This window comes from Mucilaginibacter sp. KACC 22063 (assembly GCF_028736115.1).
In the GTDB taxonomy this organism is placed as follows: domain Bacteria; phylum Bacteroidota; class Bacteroidia; order Sphingobacteriales; family Sphingobacteriaceae; genus Mucilaginibacter.
Genome location: NZ_CP117877.1, coordinates 4,070,422 through 4,085,959 on the forward strand (window position 1 = coordinate 4,070,422; position 15,538 = coordinate 4,085,959).

Annotated in this window: 11 protein-coding genes; 7 read left to right on the top strand and 4 right to left on the bottom strand. The window is 41.9% G+C overall.

Features of this window, described 5'->3' with window-relative positions; genetic code table 11:
* Window positions 1-46: 46 nt before the first annotated feature.
* The 4 genes from PQ461_RS17685 to dctA all read right to left on the bottom strand — a co-directional run bounded on the left by PQ461_RS17685 (window position 47) and on the right by dctA (window position 3,787).
* The gene (locus tag PQ461_RS17685; protein WP_274206866.1) at window positions 47-1,345 is read right to left on the bottom strand and encodes a WD40 repeat domain-containing protein; all 1,299 of its coding nucleotides are present in this window, start codon (window positions 1,343-1,345) and stop codon (window positions 47-49) included.
* A 70-nt stretch (window positions 1,346-1,415) separates the two neighbouring features.
* Entirely contained in the window at window positions 1,416-1,982 is a 567-nt protein-coding gene (locus PQ461_RS17690) for a PPC domain-containing DNA-binding protein (protein WP_274206867.1), read from the bottom strand.
* A gap of 94 nt (window positions 1,983-2,076) precedes the next feature.
* On the bottom strand, window positions 2,077-2,346 hold the full coding sequence (locus PQ461_RS17695; RefSeq protein ID WP_274206868.1) for a GIY-YIG nuclease family protein: 270 nt from the start codon (window positions 2,344-2,346) through the stop codon (window positions 2,077-2,079).
* A 184-nt stretch (window positions 2,347-2,530) separates the two neighbouring features.
* Window positions 2,531-3,787, bottom strand: coding sequence for a C4-dicarboxylate transporter DctA (dctA, locus tag PQ461_RS17700; protein ID WP_274206869.1), 1,257 nt, complete (start codon window positions 3,785-3,787; stop codon window positions 2,531-2,533).
* 112 nt (window positions 3,788-3,899) lie between these two features.
* Between dctA and PQ461_RS17705 the strand changes: the two genes are divergently transcribed.
* The 7 genes from PQ461_RS17705 to PQ461_RS17735 all read left to right on the top strand — a co-directional run bounded on the left by PQ461_RS17705 (window position 3,900) and on the right by PQ461_RS17735 (window position 15,352).
* Window positions 3,900-6,908, top strand: coding sequence for a leucine--tRNA ligase (locus tag PQ461_RS17705; RefSeq protein ID WP_274206870.1), 3,009 nt, complete (start codon window positions 3,900-3,902; stop codon window positions 6,906-6,908).
* A 46-nt stretch (window positions 6,909-6,954) separates the two neighbouring features.
* Window positions 6,955-7,653: an acyl carrier protein gene (locus PQ461_RS17710; RefSeq protein ID WP_274206871.1), complete on the top strand. Its 699-nt coding sequence runs from the start codon at window positions 6,955-6,957 to the stop codon at window positions 7,651-7,653.
* 68 nt (window positions 7,654-7,721) lie between these two features.
* Window positions 7,722-8,636 (top strand): sugar phosphate isomerase/epimerase family protein, encoded by a 915-nt coding sequence (locus tag PQ461_RS17715; protein ID WP_274206872.1) that lies wholly within the window; start codon window positions 7,722-7,724, stop codon window positions 8,634-8,636.
* A 187-nt stretch (window positions 8,637-8,823) separates the two neighbouring features.
* On the top strand, window positions 8,824-11,343 hold the full coding sequence (locus PQ461_RS17720; protein WP_274206873.1) for a TonB-dependent receptor: 2,520 nt from the start codon (window positions 8,824-8,826) through the stop codon (window positions 11,341-11,343).
* A gap of 101 nt (window positions 11,344-11,444) precedes the next feature.
* Entirely contained in the window at window positions 11,445-12,497 is a 1,053-nt protein-coding gene (gene lpxK, locus PQ461_RS17725) for a tetraacyldisaccharide 4'-kinase (RefSeq protein ID WP_274206874.1), read from the top strand.
* Window positions 12,460-13,278 (top strand): purine-nucleoside phosphorylase, encoded by an 819-nt coding sequence (locus PQ461_RS17730; protein WP_274206875.1) that lies wholly within the window; start codon window positions 12,460-12,462, stop codon window positions 13,276-13,278. The genes lpxK and PQ461_RS17730 overlap by 38 nt, the downstream gene beginning before the upstream one ends.
* Entirely contained in the window at window positions 13,271-15,352 is a 2,082-nt protein-coding gene (locus PQ461_RS17735; protein WP_274206876.1) for a putative porin, read from the top strand. The genes PQ461_RS17730 and PQ461_RS17735 overlap by 8 nt, the downstream gene beginning before the upstream one ends.
* Window positions 15,353-15,538 lie beyond the last annotated feature (186 nt).

The window sequence follows — 15,538 nt, forward strand, 5'->3', positions numbered from 1 at the left end:
CATTTGTTAGTTAACCAAAGAATCATTAGGGCGATTCGCCTTTAAACTATTTATTCAGGTTTTCAATAATTATACCGCCTAATCTTAGGCTGGCGCTTTCACCATAATAACTATATCCATCATTGGATTCAAATGGTTTACTAATGCAAATGATTTTACTACCATCATCAAATATTTTTAAAGGATAAGCTTTCGTCTGTATTGTTCTCTTGTGTTGGTAATTATTCAAATCATAAACCTCAATAGTTTTGTTCTGAGTAGCTGCATAAATTTCATTGCTGTTTTTATTAAAATCGAACGAGGTAAAGCTTAGATGCCCATCAGAAAGAGTTGCTTTAAAAGTCATATCCGAATTATAAATCGCTCCATTTGATGATGTGATATAACTTTTCCCATCGGGGAAAAACTCAAAGATTTCAGCTTTTGTCACATAGCTATTATTTTGACTTAAGCGATTAACCAAATCCCCGCTTTGTAGAAATTTATAATAATTAAGATTATTTGTATTAGATCTTAACGATATCTCCAAAATTTCACTATCTGTATCAGGGATTTTTTTCAATCGTGCGTCATCAAAATTTCCATTTTGAGATATGAGTTTTTTAGTTTTTCTGCTATAAACTTTGAGTGGGTTTTGCAGCCATGCATTTGTTGCCACATAAAGGTTACTATTACTGGATACAACACTTATTGCATTAAAACTAATATCTATTTGATCTATTTTTTGTAAAGTGACTGCGTCATAAATACCTAAACCAAAATTTCCAGGCACATATAATTCTTTTTTAGTGTTATAAATTCCAAAATCAGAATAACCATTTGTTCCAGTAAGACTAATTTTATTTACAATCTCATTCCTTCGTAAATCATATATGCTTATTGTACCTAATTTTTCAAAAAGATAAATGAGGCGATTATCTTTATCAAATATGGCATCGAAAGGGTTAATGCCAAATCCGGTTATATCTAACCGATTAACCGAGGCAGTATTACTTGTAATATAAACCCCAGATTTTAGTCTTCCTTCTATTTGGTAATTTATTACATAATTGTACGGAATGTTCTTATCAACAAATTTAACAGAGTTAATATTTGTTGATGCTGCTATAGTTTTGAATATAATCCCGTCGTAGTCTTGCCTCATGATGCGATATTCTACAAACTCACTTGTATCAAGTTTGGACCACGATAATGATATTGAATCACCAACTAATTTTGCATTATCTATTACTATTTTGTTGCTGTAAGATTTTGTTTGATCAATAATTGGAGAAGGCTCGGGATTACTCTTTTTGCATGAGAATATAATAAGACATAAGGAGCATAATAAAAAAATTCTATTCATGTAAAGGCGTTTAGACAAATCGCCTTAAAGATAAGTATATACTACTTGTAAACATGTTGTTATGTTAGGTTCATAGCTCCGGATGCAGCAGGTTGATATTTGATTCGGCGTTGTATTGCTTTTGTAATGTAGCAGGGTAAACAGTTACCATTACCTCGAGTGTTGGATAAATAAAAGCTTCGATCAAATGTCCGCCATGTACGTTACCATTTTGATCGGCCACGTTAATATGCGCATGTACAGATGGCTTGCCATTGATCACTGACATATCGCCTATCATAGATGTGATCTCTGCCTGTTCATTTAAAGAGATCACCTTGAACATCTTTTTCACTTTATCGAACCAGCCAAATTTGCACGACGTAGCATCGCCAATGGCTGTAAAAGACGCGCTTCTTACATTATATTTTTGCGCAAATTCTGTAAGGCCTGATAATACCTCATCGCCTTTGGCAAACACCAGCACGTAAGTTTTAGCTCTGCCCTGCTCATTCAATAACTTCACTTTAACACCAGGCGAACGACCGGTTTTAGCCGCATTGGTTGCGGGTAGATATTCCTGCGCAAATAGCGTAGCTGATGCAAATAAAAGTGTTAATGTTATAAATGCTTGAGTAAAGTATGGCTTCAGTTTCATTGCTTTGTGTTTATAACGATAACCTGAAAAATGGGGAATTGTTGACTCGGATAATGTCACGCCGAACTTGTTTCGGCATCTCACAAGAAAAGTTCTAAATATCGATATCTGACTTTAAATCACGCATCTCTTGGTTTGTAGACTTAATCAGATTAACTTTCCAATCATGGTGCCAGCGTTTAAGCTGCTTCTCTCTGTCAATGGCATCTGTAATCCGGTCAAAGCATTCGAAATATACCAGGTCAAATAGTTTATATTTTCTTACATGAGCCGAGTCTTCATTGCTATTTAAATGCTGCCAAATCCGCGAACGCAGATCGCTGGTTACACCAATATAAAACGATGTGCGATGTTTATTGGACATGATATAAATGTAACCTTGCTTAAATAACATTTTTGATTAACTTGTGAGATGCCGAAACAAGTTCGGCATGACGGATTGAGAAATTACTTAAAGATAATAAGTATAACTTACAACAAAATGCAGCTTTTATTAGCGTGTCAGATGCCGAAACAAGTTCGGCATGACGGTAAGTCCAATTCTAATATCATTCCCCCGCACCTATCACATTTTGATACTTCGCTTCATCAAATTCCTTTTCGCTTTTAGCTATTACAACGCTTGCCAGTCCGTTGCCAATCACGTTGGTTAATGCCCGTGCCAGCGACATAAACCTGTCTACTCCCAACAAGATAGCCACACTTTCAACAGGAATTACTTTTATAGCCGTTAATGTAGATGTCAATACAATAAAACCGCTGCCTGTTACCCCTGCCGCTCCTTTGGAAGTAACCATTAATATGCCGATGATGGTTAACTGCTGCCCTAATGAAAGTGGGATATGAAATACCTGCGCCAAAAATATAACCGACATGGAAAGATAGATAGTGGTACCATCCAGGTTGAAGGAATATCCGGCTGGAATCACCAAGCCCACAACCGACTTGGCACAGCCGAACTTTTCCATCTTCTCCATCATGGCGGGTAATACCGGCTCTGATGATGAGGTACCGAATACGATCAGTATTTCCTGACGGATATATTTTAAATACTGCCATAAACTGATCTTATAGATAAGGCAGATGATATTCAACACAACGAATATAAATAGCAGCATTGCCAGATAAACAGCGCCAAGCAGTTTAAGCATAGGTAGCAAGGTTGATATACCATAAGTGCCTACCGTAAAAGCCATCCCACCGAAAGCCCCTATGGGCGCCACCTTCATCACAATGTTCATGATGTTAAAAAACACTTTCGACAACCGCTCAATACCTTCTATTACAGGTTTTCCGCTATCCCCCATTTTGCTTAAACCATAACCGAACAAAATGGCAAAGAACAAAATCTGCAAAATATCGCCTTTGGCAAATGCCCCAATAACATTCTCGGGAACGATATGTGCAAAGAAATCGCCCCAGTGCATATCAGCAGCCTGCGCCTTGTAAGTCGCCAATTTGGCATCGGCAGCTTTATTAACAGCAGCCACCACCATGCCTTCGCCGGGTTTAAGCACATTGGCCAGCACTACGCCCAGTACAAGCGCAAACGTGGTAACAATCTCGAAATATAAGATCGCTTTACCGCCTACCCTGCCCACCTTTTTCATATCGTTCATGCCGGCAATGCCCTGCACTATTACAAAAAATATGATGGGCGCGATCAGCATGGTAATCATGCTGATAAATACCTTACTTATGGTTTGCGCTGCAGGTGCAAAAGATTTAAAGTAGATACCTACCACCACGCCCAGCACAATGGCAATGACAACCTGAAAGGTAAGATTTGATAATAAGCGTTTCATTTATCACAATGATACTTAAAAACTATCACTACTAAACAAGGCCGCCAATAGAATAACTACTGTTATAATCAAGGTTATTTCTTAATTTCGCGGAATTTTAGCGTGCATAAATATGGATTATCAGTTTAAAGATATCGAAAAGAAGTGGCAGCAATTCTGGGCCGAAAACCAAACATTTAAAGCCGACAATAACTCGCCGAAACCTAAGTACTACGTGCTCGACATGTTTCCTTACCCATCAGGCGCGGGCTTACACGTTGGCCACCCGCTGGGTTATATCGCTTCTGATATTTTTGCACGTTACAAAAGGCTGCGTGGCTTTAACGTGTTGCATCCTATGGGGTATGATTCGTTTGGCTTACCTGCCGAGCAATATGCTATACAAACCGGGCAGCACCCTGCTATTACCACTGAAGATAACATTGCCACCTATCGCCGCCAGTTAGACCAGATCGGTTTCTCGTTCGACTGGAGCCGCGAGGTGCGCACCAGTTCGCCCGACTATTACAAGTGGACGCAGTGGATCTTTATGCAGCTGTTTAACTCGTGGTATAATAAAGCCGAAGAAAAGGCGGAGTCGGTTGAAACGCTGGTGAAGCACTTTGAAAACCATGGATCAAAAGGCATCAACGCCGTTTGCGACGAAGACATACTTACCTTTACTGCCGACGAGTGGAAGGCTTTATCTAATGCCGAGCAGCAAACCGAACTGTTAAAATACCGCCTTACCTACTTACGCGAAAGCACCGTTAACTGGTGCCCTGCCTTGGGTACCGTTTTAGCGAACGACGAAGTAAAAGATGGCTTCTCTGAACGCGGCGGCTACCCTGTTGAACAGAAAAAAATGATGCAATGGAGCATGCGCATCACCGCCTATGCCGAGCGCCTGTTACAAGGCCTTGACACCATTGATTGGCCAGAGCCGCTGAAAGAAATGCAGCGCAACTGGATAGGCAAAAGTGTGGGAGCAAGTGTTAGGTTCCCGTTAGCTGAGGCAGGAGGTCAGACCTCTGGCAACTCGCAACAGTCAACTGAAAACTATATAGAGGTTTTCACCACCCGTGTTGATACCATTTTCGGGGTAACCTTTGTTGTAATTGCACCAGAACATGAACTGGTTGAGCAGTTAACCACACCTGAGCAGAAAGAAGCGGTTGAGGCTTACATTGCACAAACCAAAAAGAAATCGGAGCTTGACCGTATGGCCGATACCAAAACAGTATCGGGCGTATTTACGGGCAGCTATGTATTAAACCCGCTGAATAATGAGCGTATCCCGCTGTGGATTGCCGACTATGTTTTGGCAGGCTATGGTACAGGCGCGGTAATGGCCGTACCATCGGGCGACCAGCGCGATTACCTTTTTGCCAAGCATTTCAATTTGCCGATCGTTCCGATCATTGATATTCAGAACATTGAAAAAGAGGCCGACCCAACCAAGGAAGGCAAATACATTAATTCTGACTTTATTAACGGCCTAAGCTATAAAGAAGCTACAGCAGCCGTTATTGCAAAACTTGAGCAACTGGGCGCTGGCAAGGCACGGGTAAATTTCCGCATGCGCGATGCCATTTTTGGCCGCCAGCGTTACTGGGGCGAACCTGTTCCGGTTTACTTTAAAGATGAGTTACCATACCTCATCGGCGAAAACGAACTACCCTTACTGCTACCCGAAGTTGATAAATACTTACCAACCGAAAGCGGCGAACCACCACTTGGCAGAGCAGCGGATTGGCATTATACCCTCTCTACTGGAGAGGGCCGGGATGAGGCTCTACCTTACGAACTAAGCACTATGCCGGGTTGGGCTGGCAGCAGCTGGTACTGGTACCGTTATATGGACCCAAAAAACGAGAATGAGTTTGCATCGAAACGGGCTATTGATTACTGGAAAGATGTAGACTTATACATTGGCGGTTCTGAACATGCCACAGGCCACTTGCTGTATAGCCGTTTCTGGAACAAGTTTTTGAAGGACATGAACCTGGTGGTTGAAGAAGAGCCGTTTAAAAAGCTGATTAACCAGGGCATGATTCAGGGCAGATCAAACTTTGTTTATCGTTTGCAGAAAAATTTATTTTTTATTCAATCTGATAAAACCCCAAGCGACCAACAAATTTTTCTTTCTAAAGGACTTTTGAATAAATATCTTCAGAAGGAAAATAAACAAGAATTGTACGAGTTATTAAAGAAAATAGACAATGATTTTCCCACTTTGGAAGAAGCCGAAAAAGTACAAATTCCCGAGTTCGGATATTTTAATGGTCTTCACGTCGACGTAAACATCGTCGATAATGATATTCTTGATATTCAAAAATTCAGAAAATGGAGACCGGAGTTTGAGAATGCTATTCTAATTCTAGAAGACGGTACTATCTCCTCCCCTTCTGGGGGAGGCCGGGAGGGGGCTTATATCTGCGGTGTCGAAGTTGAGAAAATGTCTAAATCCAAGTTTAACGTTGTTAACCCGGACGACATTATAGAACGTTATGGCGCCGATACGCTGCGAATGTATGAGATGTTTTTGGGTCCGCTTGAGCAAAGCAAGCCTTGGAATACCAACGGCATTGAGGGTGTGTTCAAATTCCTGCGTAAGTTTTGGCGTTTATTCCATAATGATGCATGGGAACTTAACGTAAGTAACGAGGCGCCAACTAAAGCCGAACTTAAAGCACTACATAAGATCATCCGTAAGGTAGAAGAAGATGTTGAGCGTTTTTCATTCAACACTTCAGTTTCCAGCTTTATGATTGCCGTTAACGAGCTTACCGACCTTAAATGTAATAAGCGCGCTATTTTGCAAGAAATGGTGATTATCCTTTCGCCTTATGCACCGCATATTTGCGAAGAACTTTGGACATTATTGGGTAACCCTGCAGGTGCATTATCATACGCGGCTTACCCTAAATTTAATCCTGAGTATTTGGTCGAAGACGATTTTGCTTACCCGATCTCTATCAACGGTAAAACTAAAATGAACCTTAACATCCCGCTTTCATTTGAACCGAAAGACGTTGAGGCCTTTGTTTTAGCCAATGCCGACGTTCAAAAATACCTTGATGGCAAAGCCCCTAAAAAGGTTATTGTGGTTAAAGGCCGGATTGTCAACCTGGTGATATAAACATATAGAGGAGCAGCTAAATAGCTGCTCCTTTCATTTAATACTTATGGGTTTAGATAGCGTTGAACTTGTTGTATTAGTTGAACAGGCTTTTAATATTTCTATTCCGGATATTGAGGCTTCGAGAATCAGCACCGTTGGCGATTTCCATAATGTAGTTTGGGAAAAAATTAAAAGCAACCAACAGTCGGCCTGCCATACCGCCCCTCTGTTCTACAAATTAAGATCTCATTTTGTGGAAATATTCCACATTGATCGTACTTCGTTTATTCCACAGGCAGATATTAATAATTTGATATCTCACAGAAATAGGCGCAAATTATGGAGACAATTACAAGAGGAATCATCATTGCAATTACCCAAATTCGTATTATCATCAAAGCATAGGTTGATATTAAACTCTATAGGTGCATTATTAATAATAAGTTGCTTAATAACTTCCATAATTTTTTGCTTTAGTTATCGATATTCCAAATTTTGGCTGCTACTGCCATTTGTTGGCATTTCATTGACATCATTATTATCTAAAATATTTGATTCTTTACGGGTAATTGTAAAAGAAGTATCAGTCAGAGCATTTATAGAAAAGACGTTAGCTTTAAACATAACTACACTTAGCAAGAACGGTATAAACCGTGCCGAAATGGAATTAGTGATGAATCAATTAATTTCCGATATATCCGGTCTCGAGATCTCAGAAATCTACCCTTCTCAAAGAATCCATCAGGATTTAGGAATCGATTAATTTAGCGAAATGCGTTGTTTCGACACAATGAATGATTATATTTAGTCACTCATTATAACCTAAGTACAATGCTAAACAGAAGAAACTTTATCAAAGGGGCTGGTATGGCTGCACTTGGCAGCATGGCTTTGCCCAAAATGGCCTCTGCATTTCTTGCGCCCCAGCACACGCTTGGCGTACAATTGTTCACCTTTTTTGGTATTATAGACAAAGATGTGCCCGGCACACTTAAGAAGATCAGTGCTATTGGTTACCGCGAAATTGAATCGGCATACAGCCTAAAACCCGGTTACTACGGCGAAACACCGAAAGGATTTGCAGCGCTTTGCAAAAGTGAAGGACTAAGCTGGAGATCGCACCATGTACTTGGCGCACCTTTTAAAATGCCCGAAGGCAAATCCCTTAACGGCCCTGATGGTAAACCTCTAACATTTCCGCCGGTAAAAAACCTGCGCGAAAACGCACAGCAAATTGTTGACGAAGCTGCTGAAGGCGGCATACCTTACCTGGTTTGTGCCACTACACCTGTTGCTACTATCGACGAGATAAAGGCATCGATAGAAGTACTGCATAAAGCCGGCGAGCTTTGCAAAAAAGCAGGCCTGCAACTTTGCTACCATAACCACGATATGGAGTTTGTAATGAAGGATGGCCAGTTACCCTATCAAATGCTGCTGGACGGCGTACCTGCCGACCTGCTCAAAATGGAGCTTGACCTGGCTTGGGTAACCAAAGCCGGTGTTGACCCGGTTGAAATGTTTAAGAAACATCCCGGCCGTTTCCCTCTGCTGCATATTAAAGATATCAGCGCCGACTTTAAAACCCTGCAGCCAGCCGGTACAGGCGTTGTAGATTTCAAACGCATTTTTGCCAACGCCAGCATTGGCGGCGCCAGGCATTTCTTTATTGAGCATGACATGCCAAAAGATGCCTTTGAAAGCATCCAGACAAGCTATACCAATCTCCGAAAAATGGGAATATAATCGCTCCGGAAAGCCTTGCAAATGCAGGGCTTTCTTTTTATCGCTTCCTTTTTAATTTCCGGCTTTGTAACAAACACCTATACACAGTGTAACCTTCACACAATCAATACAATAATTTAAATATTTATTCACAATTGGTTGTAACATTTACCTACTTTCGCCCTCTAATTCGAAAAATCATTACTAAATGAGACGTATAGTTTTACTTTTTGCAATATTCTGTTCTGTTATATCTGCCAAAGCACAAGTTGGTTTGGGCGGCGGATCGTCTGTTACAGGCCGTATCTCGGGTACTGTTACCGACTCCCTCTCAGGCAAACCACTTGACTATGCTACCGTAAGCTTATTCCGCAGCGGCGGTAAAGTTCCGCTTAACGGTGTGCTTACCGATGGCAAGGGTAACTTTAAACTGGATAACATTAAACCCGGTAATTATAAGTTAGCCATTACTTATATTGGCTATCCTACTAAAACGATTGACCCGGTAACTACTACCCCATCAAAACCGGATAAAAACGTAGGTACTGTGTTGGTATCGCCAAGTGCAAAAGCCCTTAAAGAGGTGGTAGTAACAGGCCAGGCGCCAGTTATTGAAACCAAGATTGACAAGATCGTTTACAATGCCGAAAAAGACATTACTACAACCGGCGGTAACGCAACCGACGTGCTGCGTAAAGTACCGTTGGTATCTGTCGATTTAGATGGCAACGTATCTTTACGTGGTGATCAAAACGTGCGCGTATTAATCAATGGTAAACCATCGGGTGCATTATCCACCAGCCTTGCCGATGTATTGCGTACTATCCCTGCCGATCAGATCAAAAACATCGAGGTGATCACTTCGCCATCAGCAAAATATGATGCTGAAGGCTCAGGCGGTATCATCAACATCATCACCAAAACTCGTGATGTATCAGGTCTTAACGGTTCTGTAAGCGGTGGTGTAGGTACACGCCAAAACAACGGTAACGTCAACTTAAACTATAAACATAACCGTTTAAGCTTATCAGCCAACGTTGGTAGCAACTATTCTTGGCCGCAAACTTCACTGGTTGATTTCAACAGCACAGCAGGTTCGCTGGTACGTACACAAGAGTCACAGTCAAAAACTAAACGCTACGGTACTATCGGTTCTGTAAATGGTAATTATGACTTTAACGAGTTTAACAGCATCAACACTACTTTCCGTTTAAATGGCGGTGGTATGCGTAATGATGGTACTTCGATCAACACCAACAGCAGCTTTGCTACCAGCCCTACTTATAACAGCACCAACTACAGCAAAGGTACCTTCTCTGGTTTCGACTGGAATGCGGGTTATACCCATAAGTTCAAAAAGAAAGATGAGGAACTTGACTTTGCAGGGCAATGGAGCCATAGCTCAGTAACCAGCGATTACAATACCATGTATAGCAATGTTGCAGCGGCTTATCTTAACCAAACCCCTAATCAAATGGGCAGCAACGATGGTAAAAACGATGAGTATACCATCCAGGCTGACTATGCCCTACCAATTGGTAAAAGCATTAAACTGGAAGCAGGCGGCAAAAGCATTTTCCGCAGGCTGAACAGTAATTCAGAAGTTTTCAGGCAGCCGGGAAATGCAGGCCCATTCTTATTGAATGATACAGCATCATACCTGTATGATTACAACCAGGACGTTTACGCAGGCTATACTGTATTAAGCTTCACCTTACCTAAAAACTATTCGTTACAGGTAGGTGCACGTGTGGAGAACACCCAGATTGACGGCGATCCTAACAACGCTACTCAGCCAAGCTTAAAACCGTTCAGCAACTCATACACTACATTTATTCCAAGCTTTATCTTGTCAAAACAGATTACCGCTACACAAACTTTAAAGCTTACTTATAACAAACGTATTCAGCGCCCAAGCCTTCAGTTCTTAAATCCGTTTATTAACAAGGCCAACCCTGATAACCAGTCGGAAGGTAACCCTAACCTATCGCCTGAGATTACACAGAGCATCGAGTTAGGCTATACTACCTTCATCAAAAGTTCGGTAATTAACTTTTCGGTTTATTACAAACACACCACCGACCTTATTGAGGGTATAGCTACCAACATTTTCGACCCGGATCTGGGCCGTAACATTACCCGTACCGATTATCAGAACATTGGTACCAACAACTCTGTAGGCGCAAGTTTCTTCGGTTCGGTTAACCCGATCAAGATCCTTACCATCCGCGGTAGTATCAACGGCTATACCTACAACCCTACTGCAGGTTTGCAATCTATACAGCAAACAAGCAACGGTACATTCTTCCAGTACAATGCCTTCATGAGCGCATCACTGGCATTACAGCATGGCTTATCTATTGAAGGCTTTGGTGTATTCAACTCGCCACGCCGTACCATTCAGGGTAAGAATCCATCATTCAACCTGTTTGGCTTTGGTGTGAAGAAAGAAGTATTACCTAAGAAACTTACTTTGGGCTTAAACGCACTTTCTCCGTTCCAGAAATACCTGCACTTAAATTCAGATATCGCGGGTAACGGCTTCACCCAATCTCAGAAAATATCATATCCTCTGCGTTCATTCGGTATATCAGTTATCTATAACTTTGGTAAGATCACTTATGGCCAGCAGCAAAAGAAAACCATCAATAATGACGACTTAATGCAAGGCGATCAGAATGGTGGCGGCATGGGCAGCGGTGCCCCAGCCGGTGGTGGCAGAAACTAAAATTTTGATTGATTATAACACCCGGAAGCCTCATCATTTATGATGGGGCTTCTTTATTTACGGCAACTTCAAGCTCACATAGTTTCCTATCTTTGTGGCAGATGAAATACTTGCGCTGGCTGCTTTTACCCTTCTCGCTTTTATACGGCTTGGTTGTGCTGATACGCAACTGGTGTTATGATGTGGGCTGGTTTAAAAGCACCTCGTTCAACTTACCCGTAATTTCGGTTGGTAACCTGGCAGTTGGTGGTGCAGGTAAATCACCCATGACGGAGTACCTGATCCGCCTGTTAAAACAGGATTATAAAGTGGCAACATTAAGCCGGGGATATGGCCGCGAAACCAAAGGCTTTTTAGTAGCAGATGCTACTACCACAGCACAGCAAGTTGGCGATGAACCTGCCCAGTTTAAACAGAAGTTTCCAGACATTACCGTGGCGGTATGTGAAGACAGGGTTGCAGGTATTGAAAAATTGAAAGCCGACCATAACCTGATATTGATGGATGATGCTTATCAGCATCGGGCGGTAAAACCGGGACTAAGCATTTTGCTGTTTGACTACAACAAGCTGAACAAAATAGATTTCCTATTGCCTGCGGGTAACATGCGCGAACCTATAAGCGGAAAGATGCGTGCCGATATCATGGTGGTAAGTAAATGCCCTGATAACTTATCAACTGATGAGCAGGAAAACATAGCTGCAAAATTAAACCCATACCCCTATCAGCACCTGCTTTTCACATCAATTAATTACCTGCCATTGGAGGTTTTTGGCCAGAGCGCAACGGTTAACAGCGACACACGCATATACTTGCTTACAGGTTTAGCGGGCACACAACCGCTGGAGAAATATCTTAAAAGCATCAGTAAGGATATCATACATCATAAATATCCTGACCATCATCAATACACCTTAAAAAATATTACTAAACTTGCTGAGGCTTTTTCTGCCGATACAACAAAAAATAAAGCGATTGTTACAACAGAAAAAGATGCCGAACGTTTAAAACAACCTGCATTGTTTAGCATTTTACAAACTTTGCCGGTGCTGGTACTACCTATCAGCGTTAAATTTATCAACGGCGGCAGCAATTTTGATCAATTGATTACATCTTATGTTAGAGAATATACAACGCACAGCAGCGTACATTAAAAACCGCATTGGCGATTTTGAGCCTGAGGCAGGTATCATTTTGGGTACAGGCTTAGGCGGACTTGTTAAAGAAATTGAAGTAGAGAAACAACTGCTTTACGCAAACATCCCCGACTTTCCGATCTCAACGCTTGAGTTCCATTCGGGTAAATTAATATTTGGCATACTGGCCGGTAAAAAGGTAGTTGCCATGCAGGGCCGTTTGCATTATTATGAAGGCTATAGCATGGAACAGATCATTTTCCCGGTAAGGGTAATGCGCCAGCTGGGCATTAAAACCTTGTTTGTTTCAAATGCAAGCGGTGCTTTAAATCCGTCGTTTGCTAAAGGGGACCTGATGATCATTGAGGATCATATCAATTTACAGCCTAACCCACTGGTGGGCAGTAATGAAGATGAGCTTGGCCCACGTTTCCCGGACATGAGCGAGCCTTACAAACTGGGGTTGATAGAAAAAGCGCTTGATATTGCCGCAGCTAATAATATTACCTGCCACCGGGGCGTTTATGTTGCCGTAACAGGCCCAAGCCTGGAAACCAGAGCAGAATACAAATATTTGCGCATTATTGGCGGCGATGCCGTTGGCATGAGTACCGTGCCAGAGGTTATTGCAGCCAACCACATGGGCCTACCTGTTTTTGCAATGTCTGTATTAACTGACGAAGGTTTCCCTGAAACGCTAAAACCTGTTGACATAGAAGATATTTTGGCAGTTGCCCAAGCGGCAGAACCCAAATTAACCCTGATACTTAAAGAATTGATTGCCGGCCTTAATGGGTAACAAGCTAAAATACTTTTTTACTTTTTTGATATGCCTTGCAGCTACCGCTGCAATGGCACAAAACCCTTATGCCAGCCCGGCGACGCGGGGATATAACACGCGCGATACAGTAAAGACGGCACCAAAGCTTACAGACGACCAGATGATTGACACGCTGCGCAAGCGTGAAGAGCATAAAAAGGACACGGTAGTTTTTTCATCAAAGTTTATAAAGGTTACTAAAGAAAGCCTGCTGAATGACAGTACACAGGTTTTCCCTATAGATACCACCACCAGGAACTTTGAAAACTACAACCCGCTAACACAACCCCGCAGCCCGCGTATCAACTTAGGTAATACCGGCTTGGCACAGCACCCATTGCTTTTTGAGCCGACCAAATCCATTGGGTTTGATGTTGGCCAGCACACGCTTGACCTTTACCTTTTAAAGCCGGAAGATATACAATACTACCGTGCCAGGGTGGCCTATACCAACCTTACCTTATACACCGGGGGCAAAACCGAGCAGATATTTAAAGCGGTGCATTCGCAAAATATAAACCCGAGGTTAAACGTCGGGTTTAACTTTAATACCATAGGCTCAAAAGGTACTTATAACCGGCAAAACGTAAGCGATGTTAATGCTGCGCTTTTTACATGGTACGAGTCCCGCAGCAAGCGTTATAATTTGCTTGGGAACCTGATTTTCAACACGCTTAAAGCACCTGAAAATGGTTCAATTACAGAGGATAATATTTTTGGTACTAATCAGTCTGGTTCTGTTTTAAATAATGCGTCTTATAATGTCAGGTTGCAGGGATCATCAGATGCGCGTATCACCAAAGGGCTGTACCTAAAACAGTTTTACTACATAGGCCGGATAGACAGCCTTAAAAAAGGATCTGACTCATCAAAGGTATTACCTACCAACCGTATTGCTTACACGTTTTATTACAACGTTGACCAGTACAAGTTTTTGCAGAACGACGTAGACAATTACCGCGTGTTCCCCGACTGGTATTTCAGTTCCACAAACTCGCGCGACTCGTTAGCGGTTAGTCATTTACAAAACGACTTTAACTATACATTTTATCTCCGGGCAAAATCAAATACTGTTGTTAAAAATGAGTTAAAGGTTGACCTGGGCCTAACCCAGGACCTGTATAGTTATAGTATGAATGTGCTTGATTCTGTGATTAACAACCTTAACCAGAAAGTTCCGCTACGGATAAATAAAGACAAAAACAGCTTTCAGAATATTACACTTAAGGCGCGTTTAGGCTATCGTTTCAGTGATAAGATCGGCCTTGAAACCAATTTTCAGCAAATAGTGCAGGGTTATAATTTTGGCGATTATCTGTATGATGCCAAACTGAATCTATCGGGCAACAGCGCTACAGGCAAGTTATTTTTAGAAGCATATACTCAAAGTAATCGGGCTCCGCTGATTTATACCAATTGGATATCCAACCACTTTATATTTACAGGTAACGATTTCAGTAAGCAGCGCACCACCAGCCTGGCGTTTAATTACATCAACGAAAAACTGCGTTTTGATGTAAAAGCAGAGTATTTCCTGCTGAATAATTACCTGTACTTTGCGGCACAGCCAAACGGCATAGATGCGCACCCTATACAGGCTGGTGCGCCTATCAGTTTACTAAAAATAAGCGTTGGCAAGAACCTTACTTTAGGCCACTGGCACTTCGACAACTTTGCTGTATATCAGAAAACAGACAACCAGGATGTTTTGCGTACCCCCGACTTCTACATTTACAGCAGCTTGCACTATGCCAAGTTATTTTTCACGGTGCTTAACTCTGACCTGGGCATAAACGTACGTTACAATACGCGTTATACCGCCCCGTCTTATGCGGTTGGCCTTGGCCAGTTTTACAACGGTGCTGATGTGAGATTTACATCCTACCCTGTTGCAACCTTATTTGCCAAAGCAACGCTGTATAAAACTAATCTGTTTGTATTGTATGATTATGTAAACCAGGGCTTATTCAGCAATGGATATTACACCGTAAACCGCTACCCTATGCCTAACGCTGGTTTACGTTTTGGCGTGTCATGGACGTTCTACAATTGATATTAGTTCCGGGTGTCTGGGTTACGAGTTGTGAGGTACGGGTAATTTAGTTGCGAGTTAGTTTTGATTCTGGGTTTTCTGTTTCTGGATTGTCAGATAATTGTATAGCTAATTAATCACACGCAACACGTTCCCAATTTCACGCAAACTAACTAACCCGAACCTGGTAACTGAAAAACCGCAACT

Bases quoted from the DNA above. Each gene is read 5' to 3' on its own strand.
- PQ461_RS17735 (WP_274206876.1), top strand. From the start codon at position 13,271: ATGGGTAACAAGCTAAAATACTTTTTTACTTTTTTGATATGCCTTGCA.
- PQ461_RS17730 (WP_274206875.1), top strand. From the start codon at position 12,460: ATGTTAGAGAATATACAACGCACAGCAGCGTACATTAAAAACCGCATT.
- PQ461_RS17695 (WP_274206868.1), bottom strand. From the start codon at position 2,346: ATGTCCAATAAACATCGCACATCGTTTTATATTGGTGTAACCAGCGAT.
- lpxK (WP_274206874.1), top strand. From the start codon at position 11,445: ATGAAATACTTGCGCTGGCTGCTTTTACCCTTCTCGCTTTTATACGGC.
- PQ461_RS17720 (WP_274206873.1), top strand. From the start codon at position 8,824: ATGAGACGTATAGTTTTACTTTTTGCAATATTCTGTTCTGTTATATCT.
- dctA (WP_274206869.1), bottom strand. From the start codon at position 3,787: ATGAAACGCTTATTATCAAATCTTACCTTTCAGGTTGTCATTGCCATT.
- PQ461_RS17685 (WP_274206866.1), bottom strand. From the start codon at position 1,345: ATGAATAGAATTTTTTTATTATGCTCCTTATGTCTTATTATATTCTCA.
- PQ461_RS17705 (WP_274206870.1), top strand. From the start codon at position 3,900: ATGGATTATCAGTTTAAAGATATCGAAAAGAAGTGGCAGCAATTCTGG.
- PQ461_RS17710 (WP_274206871.1), top strand. From the start codon at position 6,955: ATGGGTTTAGATAGCGTTGAACTTGTTGTATTAGTTGAACAGGCTTTT.
- PQ461_RS17690 (WP_274206867.1), bottom strand. From the start codon at position 1,982: ATGAAACTGAAGCCATACTTTACTCAAGCATTTATAACATTAACACTT.
- PQ461_RS17715 (WP_274206872.1), top strand. From the start codon at position 7,722: ATGCTAAACAGAAGAAACTTTATCAAAGGGGCTGGTATGGCTGCACTT.